We start from the raw sequence: 17,192 nt of genomic DNA on the forward strand, positions 1-17,192 counted from the left end.
ATCAGTGTTGCTCGAGTGCATCCAGCAGTGGCGAACGTGCAACGCCCGCAGCCACCCTTGCCCGCAACTCCTTCGACAACTTCGCTCGTCCCTGCTCGGCGGCAGCCTGCGAATCGAACTCGACGAAACAACCACTTCCCGAACCGGTCAGTCGTGCCGTGCCGATGTCGCTCAACGCAGCAAGCACCGCCTCGACGGCAGGCTCACGGCGGCGCAGCACCGGTTCGAACACGTTCCCGACCAGCGTGCCGGAAGCGAAGTCCTCTATTTTCGCCTGTGGACTGTCGCGCGTCAAATCCGGATCTGCGAACAGCAGCGGGGTCGGCACATGAACGCCCGGTTCGACCACCACATACCAGGCCTGCGGCAGGGTGATCGGCCGCAGCCGCTCCCCCACCCCCTCGGCCCAGGCGTTGTGGCCACGCACGAACACCGGCACATCGGCGCCGAGGCGCAAGCCCAGCGCCGCCAGCGTATTTTCGTCCAGCCCCGCGCCCCAGAGCCGGTTCAGCACCACCAGCACGGTGGCCGCATCGGACGAACCGCCGCCGAAACCGCCGCCCGCAGGAACGTGCTTTTCGACGACGATATCGACACCTTTCTCGACATTCGCCACCTCTTTGAGCAATCGCGCTGCGCGAACCGCCAGATCATCCGCCTCCGCGACACCGGCCAGGCCATCGCCCTGCCGCCGCACCTGGCCGTCTTCACGCAGGCGCAGGCCGATCCGGTCGCCCCAGTCGAGCAGGCGGAACACGGTCTGCAGCTCGTGGTAGCCGTCGGCACGGCGGCCGGTGATATGCAGGAACAGGTTCAGCTTGGCCGGGGCCGGCCACCAGGACCAGCCCGCGTCATCCACCCGCGCGTTCATGGCGCGCCCTGCCCCCACTGGTCGACCAGCAGGCGCACCTTGGCGTCACCATTGACCGCCTCGACCCTGCGCGGCAGGGCCGGACGCCCGGCTTCGGCCGGGTACCAGTCCAGATACTGGATCACCCAGCCCATCTGCTGCATGCGCCGCGGACGGCCATCGGCATCACGCTCGATCTTTTCCGGCCCAGCGCTGTCTCCGGCGACCAGGCCGCGTACCCAGTCCGGCAGCTGGTTGACCGGGATGTCCCAGCCGGTGGCTTCCAGCAACAGGGCCTGCGCGTCTTCACCGTCTCGCGGACCACCGGCCAGTCCTTCCAGACGGCCGGCTTCATGATGGCTGTCACCGCTCAACTTCCAGCTCTGGCGGGTGACCGGCGCGCTCAGTTCGACGACATAGCGTTGGCCTTCCTGTTTCCAGTCGATGCGGCCGCTGCCACCATCCTTGCCCTTGCTGACCGCCACCCGGCCCTGGAAATTCCACTCCGACGCCGATCGCAGCGCGTCCACGCGTGCGGCCTCGGCGGCGGTCGCTTCGGCGGAAACGGTGGTGACCACGGCCGGCGCCGGCGTTTTCTGCCGGCCAACGGTGGTACAGGCACTCAGGGCCAGGGTCACGGCCACCAGCAGCAACGGCCGGATCGTGGAAACACTCATGGGTTGAATTTCTCGCGGGCGCGCAGCAGCGCGCGGTTTTCAGGGTCGAGCCTGGCCGCTTCCTCGAAGAAGTGACGGGCTTCATCGTGCTTGCCCAGCACCCACAGCACCTCGCCTACGTGGGCGGCGATTTCCGGGTCCTTGGCCAGCGTCCAGGCGCGGCGCAGCTGTACCAGCGCGTCGGCGTTGCGCCCCAGCCGATACAGCACCCAGCCATAACTGTCGACGATGGCGGCGTTGTCCGGTTCGGCCACGCGCGCGCGGTCGATCAGTTCGAGCGCTTCCTGGTAGCGACCGGTCCGGTCGGCCAGGGTGTAGCCCAGTGCATTCAATGCCGGCACGTTCTCCGGCTCGGTCACCAGGATCTTGCGCAGGTCGGCCTCGGCACGGGCGATGTCATCGCGGCGCTCCCAGGCCAGCGCACGGGCATACAACAGGCCGTTTTCGTCCGGATACGCGGCCAGGCCACGGGCCAGTGCGTCGATCTCGCCGGGAAGGTCGTCGGCGCGCTGGCGCAGCTCGGCTTCCAGCAGATACGCATCGCGCCGCACATCGTCATCCACGCTGGCATCGGACTGGATGGCATGCACTTCATCCAGCGCCAGCGACTGCCGGCCCGCCAGACCCTGCGCATTGGCCGCGCGCAGGCGCGCTTCATTCAGCTCATCGCCGCCAGGAACGCTGTGATACCAGTTGACCGCCTCCGGGTAGCGCTTGAGGTACTCGGCGATCTTGCCCAGCAACAGGCGCTGCGCCGGGTCCGGCTTGGCCGCCTGCCGCGACAGTTCGTTGTACAGATTGGACAGCGCGGCCTTGTCGCCCTGCTTGGCCAGCAGCGAAGCGCGCATGCCCCACGTCTGCACATCCTGGGGACCGACCGCCAGCACGCGCTCGGCCGCTGCCGGCTGGCCGAGGCTGTCATAGGCGATGGCCACCGCGTTGCGCAGCTCCGGGTCCTGACGGGTCTTCGGCTCCACCCCATGCAGCAGCGACAGCGCCTGGTCGGTCTGGCCGGCCTGCTGCAGCTGGCTGGCGCGCAGCAACGCCACGCGTGGCTCCTCGGGGAAGCGCTTGACCACCTCATCGATCATGCGCCGTGCCAGCTCGGGCTTCTCCATGCGCAGCGCAAGGCGTCCAAACTCCTGCCAGGCCTCGATCTTCTGGGGAATGGCGTTGGCATCGACCAGCTCGCCCAGCACCTGGGCCGGCACGGCCGGATCGCGGCCACCGCCGATCAAGGCGCCCAGGGCGAACTTCCAGCCCTCATCCCCCGGGTCCTGCAACAAGGCCTGAAGCTCGCTGCGCGCAGCCTTCACGTCGCCCTGGCGCATCGCCAGCGCACCGGCGGCGCTGCGCATCGCCAATGAACGCGGCGCACGCTGCTGCCACAGGGCCAGGCCCTTGGCCGCGGCGCCATCTTCGTTGGCCAGCATGGCGATACGGGTCGCCCGCTCGGCCAGGCCGGCGTCGCCGTCGGTCTGCTGGGCCGCCTGCAGGTACCAGCGCGCGGCCTCGGCCAGCTTGCCGGCCTGCAGGGCGAACTCGCCGGCCAGCACCGGCTCCAGCGCCAGTTCCTCAGTCACCGCAGGCCGTGCAGGCGCCTTGGCGGGCACCGCCGCCAGGGCCTGCGCACAGGCCAGAGACAGCAGCAGAACACTGGGGATGCGAATCAATGCGGGCATCGTCGGCATCGGGGCCTTAAAATGTCGTCCAATGGCCAGCAGCTTATCGCAAGCAACTGAACAATGACCCTGTGGGTGCTCGGACTGAATCACCAGACCGCACCGGTGGAACTGCGCGAACGCGCAGCCTTCGCCGGTGACGCGTTGCCGCGCGCGCTCGGTTCGCTGCGCGATACCCCGCAGATCGCCGAGGCGGTGCTGCTGTCCACCTGCAACCGCACCGAACTGTATGCCGTGGCCGAGTCCGCGCAGGCGCTGGACCAGTGGCTGCAGAGCCAGGCCGGCGACCTGCAGGGCTACCTGTACCAGCACGCCGATGCCGATGCCGTGCGCCACCTGTTCCGGGTGGCGACGGGGCTGGATTCAATGGTGCTGGGTGAGCCGCAGATCCTGGGCCAGGTGAAGGACGCCTGGTCGACCGCGCGCGACCACGGCCTGCTCGGCCAACGCCTGGACCGCCTGTTCCAGCAGACGTTCTCGGTGGCCAAGCGCGCGCGTACCGATACCCAGGTCGGTGCCAACCCGGTATCGGTGGCCTCGGCAGCGGTGCGCCTGGCGCAGAACGCATTTGCACGCCTTGACGATTCCACCGTGCTGCTGGTCGGCGCCGGCGAGACCATCGAGCTGGCCGCACGCCACCTCAGCGAAGGCAAGGTGCGGCGGCTGCTGATCGCCAACCGCACCCTCGCCCATGCGCAGGAACTGGCCAGCCGCCATGGCGGTGTGGCGCTGCCGCTGACCGAACTGGAGCGTCACCTGGCCGAGGCCGATGTAGTGTTCTCGGCCACCGCCGCCCGCGAACCGGTGATCCACCGTGCTGCAGTGGCCAACGCCCTGCGCGCACGCCGGCACAAGCCGATGCTGCTGTTCGACCTGGCCGTGCCGCGCGACATCGAGGCCGACGTTGCCAGTCTCAACGATGCGTTCCTGTACACCGTGGACGACCTCGAGCGCGCGGTGGAAGACAACCGCCGCAGCCGCCGCGAGGCGGCCGCCGAAGCGGAAACGATCATCGACCTGCAGGTCTCGCGCTTCGTCGAAACCCTGCAGGCCAGTGCCCACCAGGCACCGCTGCGGCAACTGCGCGCCTTCGGCGAGGCCACCCGTGCCGAACTGCTGGAGCGCGCGCGCCAGCAGCTGGCCAACGGCAAGCCGGCCGACGAAGTGCTGGAACTGCTTGCCCATGGATTGACCAACCGCCTGCTGCACCCGCCGACCGCCGCCCTGCGCGCGGCCGCGCTCAGCGGCGACGCCGACCTGACCCGCGCCGCCGAGCGCCTGTTCCCGGCTGCGCCGGGTTACCACCACCCACCTGTGAGAACCGATGACGCCGACCCTGCGCCGTAAGTTGGAAGCGCTGGCCGAGCGCCGCGAAGAACTGGAACGTCTGCTCGCCGAACCGGAGGTGGTCGCCAACAACGCGCGCTTCCGCGATCTTTCGCGTGAGTTTTCCCAGCTCGAACCGATCGCCACCGCGCTGGCCGATGAAGTGCGTGCCAAGGCCGACCTGGCCGCGGCCGAAAGCATGCGCACCGATCCGGACCTGCGCGAACTGGCCGACGAGGAGATCGCCGCCGCCCAGGCCCGCCTGCAGGAACTGGAGCAGGAACTGGCGCTGCTGCTGGTGCCGCGCGACCCGCGCGATGAAGGCAACCTGTTCCTGGAAGTGCGCGCCGGCACCGGCGGCGACGAGGCGGCGATCTTCGCTGGCGACCTGTTCCGCATGTATGCCCGCTACGCCGAGCGACAGGGCTGGAAGGTCGAGATCGAATCGGACAACCCCGGCGAACATGGCGGCTACAAGGAAGTGGTGGCGCGCGTGGTCGGCCGGGGCGCGTTCTCGCGCCTGAAATTCGAATCGGGCACCCACCGCGTGCAGCGCGTGCCGGCCACCGAATCGCAGGGCCGCATCCACACCTCGGCGGCCACCGTGGCGATCATCCCGGAAGCCGACGAAGTCGATGAGATCGTCATCAACCCGGCTGACCTGAGGATTGATACCTACCGCTCCTCCGGCGCCGGTGGCCAGCACGTCAACAAGACCGAGTCGGCGATCCGCATCACCCACGTGCCCAGCGGCGTGGTGGTGGAGTGCCAGACCGAACGCAGCCAGCATGCCAACCGGGACAAGGCGATGAAACGCCTGAAGGCGCAGCTACTCGATGCCGAGCGCCAGCGCCACGACGCAGCGCAAGCCGAATCTCGGCGCCTACAGGTCGGCAGCGGCGACCGCAGCCAGCGCATCCGTACCTACAACTTCCCGCAGGGCCGGATCACCGACCACCGCGTGGAAGGGCTGACCCTGTACGACCTGCCCAACGTACTGGCCGGCGATCTCGATCCGCTGCTGCAGCGATTGAGCCACGAGCACCAGGTCGACGCCCTGGCCCAGCTTTCGGCGGGCTGACCAGCATGTCGGCCTGGCAGCAGCGGCAGCAACTGCAGCAGGCGATCACGCGCCAGCCCGGCGACTTCGTCGCCTGGGTGATGCTGGCCGACCTGGAACTGGAAGCCGGCGATATCGCGGCCGGCGAGCAGGCCGCGCGGCGCGCACTGCAGCTGCGGCCCAATCATCCTGAAGCGCTTGCACGGCTCGGCCGGGTGGCGTGGATGGCAGGAGCGCATGCCGATGCCGCTACGCTGCTGGGCCAGGCCTCGGCGCTGGCACCGGAGCACCCGGGCATCGCGTTGTGGCTGGGGCACGCGCTGGAAGATGCCAACGATGCCGAAGGTGCATCAGCGGCCTATCGCCGCGCACATGCACTGATGCCCGATGAGCCATATATCGCCGCGCAACGCCTCGCCTGGCAGCGTCGCCTGTGCGATTGGCAGGACGTGGATGCGCTGGCCGATCAGGTGCGCGGTGCACTGGTGTCCGGCCAGGGCGTAGTGGAACCCTTCGCGTTTCTCAGCGAAGACGCCAGCGCGGCCGAACAGCTGGCCTGCGCGCGTGCACGCGCCGCCGCTGTGGCGGCATCGGTGCGGCCCCTGCCGCCGGCGAAGCTGCGCGTACGAGGCCCACTTCGCGTGGGCTTCCTTTCCAACGGCTTCGGCGCCCATCCCACCGGATTGCTGACGGTGGCGCTGCTGGAGCAGATGAGCCGCGACCCGGCCCTGCAACTGCATCTGTTCGCGCTCAACGCGGACGATGGCAGCCGCATCCGCCAACGCCTGCAGGCCGCCACCCGGCTGCATGACGTGGTGGGATTGCGCCACGCCGATACGGCCGCGCGCATCCGTGCACAGGGCATCGACCTGCTGCTGGACCTGCGCGGCTGGGGCGGTGGCGGCACGCCGGAAGTACTGGCGATGCGCCCTGCCCCGCTGCAGTTGAACTGGCTGGCCTACCCCGGCACCTCCGGTGCATCGTGGCTGGATGCAGTGATCGCTGACGACTTCGCGCTGCCGTCCTCGCTGGAACCGCACTACAGCGAACGCGTGCTGCGCCTGCCGCGCGCGTTCCAGCCCTCCGACAACACCCGCGTGCTGGAACCGGCGCCGGACCGTGCGGCGTGTGGGCTGCCCGCGCAGGGCACGGTGTTCTGCTGCTTCAACAACAGTTACAAACTCAACCCGCGCAGCATGGGCCGTGCGTTCGCGGTGCTGCAGGCAGTACCTGGCAGCGCGCTGTGGCTGCTGTCCGGCCCCGGCCAGGCCGATGCAAGGCTGCGTTCCGCCGCCAAGGCTGCAGGACTGGATCCGGCGCGCCTGGTGTTCATGGCCAAGCTGCCGCATCCGCAGTATCTGGCCCGCTATCAGCTGGCCGACCTGTTCCTGGACACCAACCCGTACAACGCGCACACCACCGCATCGGATGCGCTGTGGGCCGGCTGCCCGGTGCTGACCAGCCCCGGCGCTACCTTCGCCGCGCGCGTGGCCGGCAGCCTCAACCATCATCTGGGGCTGGAGCACATGAACGTCGCCGACGATGCGGCCTTCGTCGCCACCGCCAGTGCACTCGGCAACGACCCGGCCGCGCTGGCTGCCCTGCGTGCCGAACTGGCGCAGGCACGCGAGCGCAGCGGCTTGTTCGACATGACGGCCTTCGCGCGCGATCTGTCCGCACTGCTTCAGCAGTTGGCCCGCGAACAGGGCTGGCAGGGCCTCGACACGCCCTGACATCGCCCTGCGCTACGCTCGGGCTTCCCTCCCGCGTGGCATGACGATGGCCAAGCTCAAGCGCAAGGAATACGACGAACTGCTGCAGCCGCTGCAGCTGGAACTGACGGCGATGGCACGCTGGGTGCAGCACAGCGGGCAACGCCTGCTGGTGCTGTTCGAAGGACGCGATACCGCCGGCAAGGGCGGTGCGATCCAGGCCATCAGCCAGCACCTCAACCCACGCCAATGCAGGGTGGTGGCGTTGCCCAAGCCCACCGACCGCGAAGCCACGCAATGGTATTTCCAGCGCTACGCCACGCATCTGCCGGCCGCCGGCGAGATCGTGCTGATGGACCGCAGCTGGTACAACCGCGCGGGCGTGGAACGGGTGATGGGCTACTGCAGCGAGACCGAGTACCAGCAGTTCCTGCATCAGGCACCGGTGTTCGAACAGCTGCTGGTGGATGACGGCATCCTGCTGTTCAAGTACTGGCTGTGCGTGGACCAGGAGCAGCAGGAGAAGCGTTTCGCCGAACGCCATCTTGATCCGTTGAAGGGGTGGAAGCTGTCGCCGGTGGATCTGAAGTCGCGCAGCAAGTACAGCGCGTACACCGAAGCGCGCGAGGCGATGCTGCGCGCGACCCATCGCGACGGTGCGCCGTGGACGCTGGTGGATTTCAACGACCAGCGGCTGGGTCGCCTGACTCTGGTCCGCAATCTGCTGGACCGGCTGCCGGACACGCGGGTGGATGTGCCTTTGCCCGAGCTGCCGAAACTGAAGGGCAAGCTGCATCGCGAGCACTACGACGTGCTGAAGCCGATCGAGGATTTTCCGGTCGAAGAATAGGGTGGGTCGGCAGGGCCTGCGGCCCTGCACCTGCAGAGGCTTCAAGCAACGGCCGAAGCAACAGCAAAAGCGGCATTGCGTGGGATGGCGGGGCGGTGTCGGAGTGCGGGGACGCCGCAAGTACGTCTTTGTAGGCTTGGCAGCCGCTTGCTCGTGTGCGCAGTCCTGCGCACACGGCAAGGCCGGGGTTGGGCGTCCTGCCCAACCCGCCCGAGGCACGCCTCGGGCCCATGCGGCTGACACCCCGCACTCCGACACCGCCCCACCTTCGACAGATTTCCGGTGGCTGTTGGATTCACGCCATGCGTGAATGTATGTCCATCGAAATCGAATATTTCGACAATTGAACGAAGAGCATCCACGCATGGCGTGGATCTACGTGTCGACCAAGGTCGACACCCATCAAGAGCAGGCCATGTAATTCCCGCAGCTTGCGGAGAATTGTCGAAGGCGGGGTGGGTCCGGTTGCGGGGGCGTGAGCCGCATGGATGCGGCGACCGAGCCTACAGGGACGTATTTACGGCGTCCCCCGCAACCGGACCCATCCCGCCCCCCCTCAGGAAACCTGCTTCTGCTGTTGCTTCGGCTGTTGCTGTTGCTGTTGCTGTCGAGGTTGCCGGCCAGCGGCCGGCACTACCGCTTCGGTGGGTGCAGGGCGCAGCCCTGCCCCTCCCCTTATTTGGCAGCAGCAATCTGCTTTTCGATGTCCGCCGCGGTGACCGGGCCCAGGAAGCTGTGGGCCAGCTTGCCCTGCGGGTCGATCAGATGGGTCAGCGGCAGGCCACGCGGGGTGGCGAAGTCGGCCGGCGGGTCGAACGGATCGACGACCACGATCGGATAGGTCACCGGATGCTTGGTCAGGAACGCCTGCATCTCCGGAATCTCGATGTCCTCGTAGGCCAGGCCCACCACTTCGATGTTGCTGCGCATGGCATGCAACGCCGACAGCTCGGGCATTTCCTTGCGGCAGGGCGCGCACCAGGTCGCCCAGAAATTCACCACCACCCACTTGCCACGATGCGCGGCCAGGTCGTAATCGCTGCCATCGACGGCCTTCATCTTCAGCGTCGGGAACTCGGCAGTAACGCGCTCGGCGGGCGTATCCTCCACCGGCGCCGGCGCGGCCGGAGTCGGTGCCTGTGCCGGCGGCTGGCTGCTGGCCGGGGTCGGCTCCTGTGCGGGTTTGCAGGCGGCCAGGGCCAGCAGCGCAGCCAGCAGCAACGGGGTCTTGCAGGTCATGGGGCGTCTCCAGAATCAGAGTAGATGTCGCTGACGCGACGCTTGAGGCGTTCACGCAGCGGCAGGCGCAGTTCATCCAGTGCGGCCAAGGCGGCCCGGCCGAGGCTGTCATCGCGGTAAGGCAGGTGTTGTTCGGCCACCGGAATGCGCAGCTGCGTGCATTCGTACAGATCGCCCAGGCTGACCTGGTCCAGGTCGCGGGCCAGCAGCCACTCGCCGCGCTCATCGCGGCGCAGCAGACCGATGCCCTCCAGGTGGCAGGCCAAGTCCTGCAGCAGCGAGTCGGTCAGCATCGGTTCCAGCCGCAGGATCTCGTCGTCGGCCAGGCCCCTGCCCTTGGCACGTGCATGCTGGAAGCGCCCGAGCAGGCGCAGCAGGCCATAGAACTCGTACCCCTGCGGCAGGCGCAGCTCCACCGGCTGGTAGCGGAAAGCCGCCATTGACGACGCCAGCGACGCGCCCAGCAGCACGGCCACCCAGCAGAGGTAGATCCACAGCAGCAGGATCGGCACGAAGGCCACCGTGCCATACAGCTTCTGGTAGGACTGGAAGCTGCCCAGGTAGGCGCCGATGCCCCACTTCACCAGCTCCAGGATCACTGCGGCGAGAATCGCGCCCGGAACCGCATGGCGCCACTTCACGGTGTGGTGTGGCACCACCCGGAACATCAGGGTGATGCAGACGAATTCGATCAGGATCGGCGCCAGCCGCAAGGCGAGATCGGCCAGCCAGCGCCCCTCCTGCGTGCCGAACAACGGCATCGCGAACACCCGCGCCGACACCGCCAGCGATGCAGCGGCGAGCATCGCGCCCAGGGTCAGCACCGTCCAGTAGACCAGGAAGCGGGTCAGCCGCGGCCGACTGCTGCCGACGCGCCAGATCTGGTTGAAGGTCTCTTCAACACTGTTGAGGGTGATCAGCAGCGAGATGACCAGGGCGATGAAACCGGCGGCAGTGAGCTGGCCGGCGCTGGCCGAGAACTGCCGCAGGTAGCCTTCGGCAGCGCGCGCGGCATTGGGCACGAAGTTGGAGAAGACGTAGTCGCTGAGCTGGTCGCTCCAGCGATCGAACACCGGGAAGGCCGAGAGCACGCCAAATACCACGATCGCCAACGGCACCAGCGCGAACACCGTGGTGTAGGCCAGCGCGGCGGCGGCCTGGAACAGGCGGTCGTCGAGGAAGCGGCGCCACAGGAAGCGGCCGAAGCTGGCGGCGCGTGCGCGATCCCGCGCGCGCTCCATCCACAAATTGAGCGTATCCAAAGGTTCCATCGGCGCAAGGGTACCCGATGCGGAATCGGTGCAGGATAGCCATACTGGCGTCCACACGATGAGGAGAGCTGGGCGCGATGGGCGAAATCCTGGTGCTGTACTACAGCCGCGGCGGTTCGGTGGCACGGCTGGCGCGCCAGATCGCGCGGGGCATCGGCGAGGTTCCGGGCATGGCAGCGCGGCTGCGCACGGTGCCGCCGGTGGCTGCCGTTACCCAGACCGCGCAGCCGCCGGTACCCGACGATGGCGCGCCCTATGTAAGCGTGCAGGACCTGGCGGAGTGCCAGGGACTGCTGCTGGGCAGCCCTACCCGTTTCGGCAACATGGCCGCGCCGGTCAAGCATTTCCTTGACGGCCTCGGCGCCGAATGGGTGAACGGCACGCTGGCCGGCAAGCCGGCCGGGGTGTTCACGTCCACTGCGTCGATGCATGGCGGCCAGGAGTCGACCCTGCTGTCGATGCAGGTACCGCTGCTGCACCACGGCTGCCTGATCGTCGGCATTCCGTTCACCGAGCCGGCGCTGAGCCACACCACCAGTGGCGGCACGCCGTATGGCGCCAGCCACGTGGCCGGCGCCGCCGACGACCCGCAACCCACCGACGATGAGGCGGTACTGGCGCGGGCGCTGGGCCGGCGCGTGGCCGACATCGCGCAGCGGCTGGCGCGATGAGCACCGCGCCGCGCACCGTGCTGCTGCTGGCCCTGATGGGGCTGGCGGCGCTGTTTGCCGGCTGGTTCATCAACGACAGGCACTGGCTGGCCACCCAGCTGGTGTTCACTGCGCCGCCGATGGCGCTGGCCATCGCCCTGCGGCTGGGCTGGCGCAAGGCCGGGTTCTGGGCGGCGGTGCTGGCCCTGGGCTGGTTCAGCCACGGCGTGATGAGCGCCTGGAGCCATCCCGAGACCCGCTGGCTGGCACTGATCGAAATCGTGCTGGCGCTGCTGGTGATCTTTTCGGCCAGCCTGCCCGGCCTGCGCGCCCGTTTCGGGCGGCGGCGCTGACGCTGCGCCCGGTGGGCCGTATCATCTGCGTTCCCGGCCCCGCGCCGCTGTACCTGCCTTGGTTTCGCGCATGCACATGATGGAAGAGCTCCTGGTCGTCACCACCGGTGGCACGATCGACAAGATCTATTTCGACGACAAGTCGGACTACCAGATCGGCGACCCGCAGATCGGCATGATCCTGCGCGAACTGGGGGTCACGTTCCGTTTCAACGTGATTCCGATCCTGCGCAAGGATTCGCTGCACATCAACGACGACGATCGTGAGCTGATCCGCGCGACGATCGCCGCGCAGCCCACCCGCCACGTGCTGGTGACCCACGGCACCGATTCGATGGTGCAGACCGGCAAGGTGCTGGCGACGATCCCGGACAAGACCATCGTGATGACCGGTGCGCTGAGCCCGGCGCGTTTCCGTGGTTCGGATGCGGAGTTCAACATCGGCTGTGCGATCGGTGCGGTGCAGTCGCTGCCGGCGGGGGTGTTCATCGCGATGAACGGCCGGATCTTCGACCCGCAGCATGTGCGCAAGAACGTGGCGGCGAACCGGTTCGAGTCGGTTTGAGGGATTGAAGGCGCGCTGTCGCGCGGATGGGTTCAGCGTTTTGGTTGCTGCTGGGTTGAGGGGGTGATCCCCCCGACGCAGGACACGCCATAAACCCATCCCTGGGGGCTCGATGGCGCCTTGCTCGTGTGCGCTGTCCTGCGCACACGGCAAGACCGGGGTTGGGCGTCCTGCCCAACCCGCCCGAGGCATGCCTCGGGCCCATGGCGCCAACGGTCCTGCGTCGGGGGGATCACCCCCTCCTGACAGATCATCGCGCGCGGCCAGCAAGGTCAAGGGCAGAGCAAGAGCAAATGCACTGCTGCACATTGCTTTCTCCGCTTCGCCGCCCCTAAAAAAACACCCCGGCCGAGGCCGGGGCGTGCCCATGGAGAGGGGCTTGGGCTCAGTACTGGGCGTTGACGGTCACGCCCGAGAAGGTGCTGTAGGCCTTCACCCGCACGTACCAGGTACCGGCGGTGGGGCTGTTGACGGTGCAGGTCTCGTTGTTGCCGCTCAGGTACGGGCGGCAGGTGTAGACGGTGTCGGTCGGGGCACTGCCCTGGCGCAGGTACAGGTCGGCATCACCGCTGCCGCCGCTGATCGCCACGCGCAGCTGCGTGCTGCCAGCCGGGACGTTGACGGTATAGCTGAGCGATGCGCCGCTGGCTGCGCCGAGGCCGGTAACCGGCACGTTGTTCTGCAGCACGGTGCCACCCGGGTTGGGCGTGGTGCCGTTGATCGCGGCAGTCACCGCGGCATCGGCGTCGATGATGCCGGCGCCGCAACCACCCGAGCACGCACCCGGCAGCGGACGCGCGGTGCTCTTGATGATGCTTTCCACCTGCGCCGGGCTGAGCGGGCTCGGTGCCACCGACTGCATCAGTGCAACCACGCCCGCCACGTGCGGTGCCGCCATCGAGGTGCCGTTGTAGGACGCATAGCTGGCGCTGCCCGGGGTGGTGGTGCCGCTGTTGAGGGTGGACAGGATGCTCTGGCCCGGTGCGGAGATGTCGATGCCGGTGCCGTAGTTGGAGAAGCTGGCACGCGCACCCGCCGAGGTGGTGGCCGCCACGGCGATCACGTTCGGGCAGTTCGCCGGTACCGCGCTGGAGACGTTGGTGTTGCTGTTGCCGGCAGCGACCACCACGGTGGTGCCGCGGCCGACCGCGCCGTTGATCGCGTTCTGGTAAGTGGTCGAGCAGCTGCCGCCGCCGCCCAGCGACATGTTGATGACCTCGGCCGGATTGGCATTGGCCGGCACACCGCTGACCGTGCCACCGGAGGCCCAGACGATCGCGTCGGCGATGTCGGAGGTGTAGCCGCCGCACTTGCCGAGCACGCGCACCGGCACGACCTTGGCGTTGAAGGCGGTACCGGCCACGCCGGTGCTGTTGTTGGTCACCGCAGCGACCGTGCCGGCCACGTGGGTGCCATGCCAGCTGGAGTTCGAGCCCGGATAACCGGCCTGGCACTCGTTGTCGCCGTACCAGTCACCCTCATCGTTGGGATTGCTGTCACGGCCACCGCCATCGCGCGCCATCGCCGCGTCGCTGATGAAGTCATAGCCGGGCAGGATGTTGGCGTTGAGGTCGGCATGGTTGGTGATGCCGGTATCGATCACGGCCACGACCACGCCGGTACCGGTGGCCTTGTCCCAGGCCGGACGCACGTTGATCGAGGCGTTGGACGTACCGAAGCCCCATTGCTCGCTGAAACGGGTGTCGTTGGGGGTCAGCGTCGCGCGCATGATCTGGTCGACTTCGACGTATTCGACGTTCGGGTCGGCGGCCAGCTTGCGCATCAGCAGCTCGGATTCGGCCTGGTCCAGCGCACGGTCGGTCCTGACCACGGTGGAGCCGACGGCAAGCCTGCGGACCTGCTGCAGGCCCAGCGCGCGGCCCTGGCTGCTGGCGATGCCGGCAGCGGCCGTCTTCAGCGAAGAGGCCAGCGCGGTGGTGTTGGCCACCGGCGCACTGCCGTCGCGGTACTTCACGATGAAGCGCTGGTGGGTCGGCGCGGACTGCAGGCCGCTGAGCTGGACATCACCGGCCAGCGCAGGCGTGGCCAGCAGCAGCGATGACAGGACGGACGCACCAAGGACCACCCACACACGACGCACACGCGGTTGCGTTACCTGGGACATCGGATTTCCCTTCTAATGGTAGGAATGCCGGAATCGGCAGAAGCACCGGCCTGAACCGTGGGCTGGCTTGCGATGGCGAGGTTCGGGTCCGGCGAGCCAGCGGATTCCCCTGACCATCCGCTGTGTTGATGACGCTAGTGGCTCAAACCGGACACCACAAGATTTTCAGCGTCTTTTCAGCAAGATGAAATGTTGGATCTGAGACTTTCCGGGTCGAGGGTTTGTGAAGGTGAAGGAACTTTCGCGTCAGCTGCACGTACCTGACTGCGGAATGTCCTGTCCCGCCATGTCTTTGCCGACATCGGCGAACAGCCGCCGGGCATGGCCCGGCGCTACCGTGGTACGCGTACATTCGCCGGGCATCGCCGCGCGCAGGGGGAGCCGTTGATCCTGGTAGCGCCGGGCCATGCCCGGCGGACGTACGCCTGAAACGCAGAAAGCCCGTCGCGGGGACGGGCTTTCCGGGGATGCGGCCGGGCGTAACCCGGCGCCAGCGTTCAGCGCAGGCGATCAGCCCAGCTTGACCAGCCAGCCGTGGCGGTCCGGCAGGCGACCGTACTGGATGTCGGTCAGTTCCTTGCGCAGTGACATGGTCACTTCGCCAGCCGGCGCATTGATGTCGCCCACCGAGAAGCCTTCGCCCTTCAGCTGGCCGATCGGGGTGACCACCGCAGCGGTACCGCAGGCGAACACTTCGGCGATCTCGCCGGAGGTCACGCCCTGCTTCCACTCATCGATGGTGACCTTGCGCTCTTCGACCTTCATGCCGCGGTCGCGGGCCAGCTGCAGGATGCTCTCGCGGGTGATGCCCTCGAGGATGCTGCCGGACAGTTCCGGCGTGACCAGGGTGCCGTCCTTGTAGATCAGGAACACGTTCATGCCGCCCAGTTCTTCCAGGTACTTGCCTTCGACCGGGTCCAGGAACAGCACCTGCGAGCAGCCCTGTGCCTGCGCCTTCTGCTGCGGCAACAGCGACGCGGCGTAGTTGCCACCGCACTTGGCCGCACCGGTACCGCCCTTGGCCGCACGCGCGTACTCGGTGGACAGCCAGATCGACACCGGGGCGACGCCCTTGGCGAAGTACGGGCCAGCCGGGCTGGCGATGACGTAGTAGCCGGCCTTGTGCGCGCCGCGCACGCCAAGGAACGCTTCATCGCCGATCATGAACGGACGGAAATACAGGCTCGACTCATCGGCCGACGGCACCCACGCGCTGTCGACGGCGATCATCTGCTTCAGCGATTCGACGAAGATCTCCACCGGCAGTTCCGGCAGCGCCAGGCGCTGCGCCGAACGCTGCAGGCGACGGCCGTTGGCATCGGGGCGGAAGGTCCAGATCGAACCATCGGCATGGCGGTAGGCCTTGATGCCTTCGAAGATCTCCTGGCCGTAGTGCAGCACGGCCGCGGCCGGGTCCAGCTGCAGCGGACCATAAGCGCGCACGTTGGCGTTGTGCCAGCCGGCATCCTTGTCCCAGCGCACTTCCACCATGTGGTCAGTGAAGTGCAGGCCGAAGCCCGGCTTCTCCAGGATCTGGGCGCGCTCTTCAGCGCTGCGCGGGTGGTCCGAACGGGTGACGGCGAAGCTGGGAATGGACTGGGACACCGGAGATTTCCTGTTCTGGTTGCGGGTAATGCCGGGCCCGCGTCACTGCGGGCCGTGGGTCAAAGCATGCCGGTTTCGAGGCGCGCGGCCTCGGACATCATGTGCTGGTTCCACGGCGGATCGAAGACCAGCTCGACGTCGGCCTCGGCCACCGTCGGGATCATTTCAAGCTTGCTGCGCACGTCGTCGACCAGGATGTCGCCCATGCCGCACGCAGGCGCGGTCAGGGTCATCTTCACGTCGATCTCGCGCTGCCCTTCGTCGAGGTGCTTGATCTCCACCTCGTAGACCAGGCCCAGTTCGACGATGTTGACCGGAATTTCCGGGTCGAAACAGGTGCGCAGCTGCTGCCAGACCAGTTGTTCGACCTGCTCGTCGCTGGCACCGTCGGGCAGTTCCAGCGGTGCCGGCGCTTCCTTGCCGATGGCATCGCCATCCTTGCCGGCGATGCGGAACAGATTGCCCTCGACGAACACCGAATAACTGCCGCCCAGCGCCTGGGTGATGTACCCATAGCTGCCGGCGGGCAAGGTCACGGTGTCGCCCTGCGGGACCATCACGGCCTCGCAATCGCGTTCGAAGTGGACAGGTTCGCTGCTACGGGAATACATGGGGACCGATATGGGGCTGCGGCATAAGCCACGCAAGCGGTCATTCTAGCGTAGGCGCCCCGCCCTCGCCGGTGCACTGCGGCAAACCACAGTATCCTGTGGGCGACCTTCAGGAGCTTCGATGTCCTCCAATGCCGCACGCGCCAGGACCGTTACCTGGCTCTGGCCCTTCATGTTGTTGCTGGCGCTGGCCACCGCCCCCCTCGCCTGGATGCTGATCGCCCTGTTCACCGGCCGTCCGGTCGGCTGGATGGCGGTACTGACCGCCCTGGAACTGGTATTCATGCTGCGTCTGGGCACGCTCGGTCCCGGCAAGCTGCGCATCGCCCTGGTCGTGCTGGGCACGCTGCTGGTGGCCGCGATCTCGAACTGGGCGATCGCCAGTGCCTGGATGGGCGGTTCGATGGGCCTGAACCCCTGGGACGCCTCGCTGCGGATGGGCCCGCACCTGGCCTGGACGCTGATCACCCTGGCCAATGGCGTGGTCGAGTGGCTGTGGCTGGCGGTGGCCGTGGTGGTCGGAGCCTGGCTGGCGCGCTGAGCGCGCCGGACGTGGGTAGCGCCGGGCCATGCCCGGCGAGCGCAGCGGTCTGCACGCAAAGCCGCCGGGCATGGC

At 67.7% G+C, this 17,192-nt stretch carries 16 protein-coding genes; 8 read left to right on the forward strand and 8 right to left on the reverse strand.

Features of this window, described 5'->3' with window-relative positions; all coding sequences use genetic code 11:
• Position 1 precedes the first annotated feature (1 nt).
• The 3 genes from ispE to M2299_RS14200 are packed head-to-tail and all read right to left on the reverse strand — an operon-like array spanning position 2 to position 3,209.
• Positions 2–871 (reverse strand): 4-(cytidine 5'-diphospho)-2-C-methyl-D-erythritol kinase, encoded by an 870-nt coding sequence (ispE, locus tag M2299_RS14190; protein WP_280884559.1) that lies wholly within the window; start codon positions 869–871, stop codon positions 2–4.
• Entirely contained in the window at positions 868–1,527 is a 660-nt protein-coding gene (gene lolB, locus M2299_RS14195; RefSeq protein WP_025879145.1) for a lipoprotein insertase outer membrane protein LolB, read from the reverse strand. The genes ispE and lolB overlap by 4 nt, the downstream gene beginning before the upstream one ends.
• On the reverse strand, positions 1,524–3,209 hold the full coding sequence (locus tag M2299_RS14200) for a tetratricopeptide repeat protein (protein WP_170919620.1): 1,686 nt from the start codon (positions 3,207–3,209) through the stop codon (positions 1,524–1,526). The genes lolB and M2299_RS14200 overlap by 4 nt, the downstream gene beginning before the upstream one ends.
• A 63-nt stretch (positions 3,210–3,272) precedes the next feature.
• On the opposite strand from M2299_RS14200, the gene hemA reads away from it, so the two are divergent.
• Genes hemA through ppk2 form a run of 4 tightly spaced genes read left to right on the forward strand, consistent with a single transcriptional unit; the run spans position 3,273 to position 8,157 of the window.
• The gene (gene hemA, locus M2299_RS14205) at positions 3,273–4,556 is read left to right on the forward strand and encodes a glutamyl-tRNA reductase (RefSeq protein WP_025879143.1); all 1,284 of its coding nucleotides are present in this window, start codon (positions 3,273–3,275) and stop codon (positions 4,554–4,556) included.
• Complete coding sequence (gene prfA, locus M2299_RS14210; protein WP_025879142.1) at positions 4,534–5,616, forward strand: peptide chain release factor 1; 1,083 nt, start codon at positions 4,534–4,536, stop codon at positions 5,614–5,616. The genes hemA and prfA overlap by 23 nt, the downstream gene beginning before the upstream one ends.
• A 5-nt stretch (positions 5,617–5,621) precedes the next feature.
• Positions 5,622–7,328, forward strand: coding sequence for a tetratricopeptide repeat protein (locus M2299_RS14215; protein ID WP_280884560.1), 1,707 nt, complete (start codon positions 5,622–5,624; stop codon positions 7,326–7,328).
• Positions 7,329–7,374: 46 nt separating this feature from the next.
• The gene (gene ppk2 / locus M2299_RS14220) at positions 7,375–8,157 is read left to right on the forward strand and encodes a polyphosphate kinase 2 (protein WP_093818980.1); all 783 of its coding nucleotides are present in this window, start codon (positions 7,375–7,377) and stop codon (positions 8,155–8,157) included.
• Positions 8,158–8,832: 675 nt separating this feature from the next.
• Here the strand turns inward: ppk2 and M2299_RS14225 are convergent.
• Together M2299_RS14225 and M2299_RS14230 are read right to left on the reverse strand one after the other, a co-directional pair.
• Positions 8,833–9,396, reverse strand: coding sequence for a TlpA disulfide reductase family protein (locus M2299_RS14225; RefSeq protein ID WP_032977467.1), 564 nt, complete (start codon positions 9,394–9,396; stop codon positions 8,833–8,835).
• Positions 9,393–10,667 (reverse strand): YihY family inner membrane protein, encoded by a 1,275-nt coding sequence (locus M2299_RS14230; protein ID WP_280884561.1) that lies wholly within the window; start codon positions 10,665–10,667, stop codon positions 9,393–9,395. The genes M2299_RS14225 and M2299_RS14230 overlap by 4 nt, the downstream gene beginning before the upstream one ends.
• 77 nt (positions 10,668–10,744) lie before the next feature.
• Here M2299_RS14230 and wrbA point away from each other — a divergent pair, with 77 nt between their 5' ends.
• The 3 genes from wrbA (at position 10,745) to M2299_RS14245 (ending at position 12,235) form a co-directional block, all read left to right on the forward strand.
• On the forward strand, positions 10,745–11,338 hold the full coding sequence (gene wrbA, locus M2299_RS14235; RefSeq protein ID WP_025879137.1) for an NAD(P)H:quinone oxidoreductase: 594 nt from the start codon (positions 10,745–10,747) through the stop codon (positions 11,336–11,338).
• Positions 11,335–11,670: a DUF2069 domain-containing protein gene (locus M2299_RS14240; RefSeq protein WP_099782928.1), complete on the forward strand. Its 336-nt coding sequence runs from the start codon at positions 11,335–11,337 to the stop codon at positions 11,668–11,670. The genes wrbA and M2299_RS14240 overlap by 4 nt, the downstream gene beginning before the upstream one ends.
• A 79-nt stretch (positions 11,671–11,749) precedes the next feature.
• On the forward strand, positions 11,750–12,235 hold the full coding sequence (locus M2299_RS14245; protein WP_033830416.1) for an asparaginase domain-containing protein: 486 nt from the start codon (positions 11,750–11,752) through the stop codon (positions 12,233–12,235).
• 385 nt (positions 12,236–12,620) lie between these two features.
• Here the strand turns inward: M2299_RS14245 and M2299_RS14250 are convergent, their stop codons facing one another.
• From M2299_RS14250 to sufT, 3 genes are all read right to left on the reverse strand, one after another.
• Complete coding sequence (locus M2299_RS14250) at positions 12,621–14,360, reverse strand: S8 family peptidase (protein WP_033830414.1); 1,740 nt, start codon at positions 14,358–14,360, stop codon at positions 12,621–12,623.
• Between the two features lie 510 nt (positions 14,361–14,870).
• Complete coding sequence (locus M2299_RS14255) at positions 14,871–15,965, reverse strand: branched-chain amino acid aminotransferase (protein WP_280884563.1); 1,095 nt, start codon at positions 15,963–15,965, stop codon at positions 14,871–14,873.
• Between the two features lie 59 nt (positions 15,966–16,024).
• Complete coding sequence (gene sufT / locus M2299_RS14260; protein WP_280884564.1) at positions 16,025–16,576, reverse strand: putative Fe-S cluster assembly protein SufT; 552 nt, start codon at positions 16,574–16,576, stop codon at positions 16,025–16,027.
• Between the two features lie 121 nt (positions 16,577–16,697).
• Here sufT and M2299_RS14265 point away from each other — a divergent pair, with 121 nt between their 5' ends.
• Positions 16,698–17,117, forward strand: coding sequence for a hypothetical protein (locus M2299_RS14265; RefSeq protein WP_088101134.1), 420 nt, complete (start codon positions 16,698–16,700; stop codon positions 17,115–17,117).
• Positions 17,118–17,192 lie beyond the last annotated feature (75 nt).

The organism is Stenotrophomonas sp. 1278 (assembly GCF_029892765.1).
GTDB classification, from domain to species: domain Bacteria; phylum Pseudomonadota; class Gammaproteobacteria; order Xanthomonadales; family Xanthomonadaceae; genus Stenotrophomonas; species Stenotrophomonas indicatrix.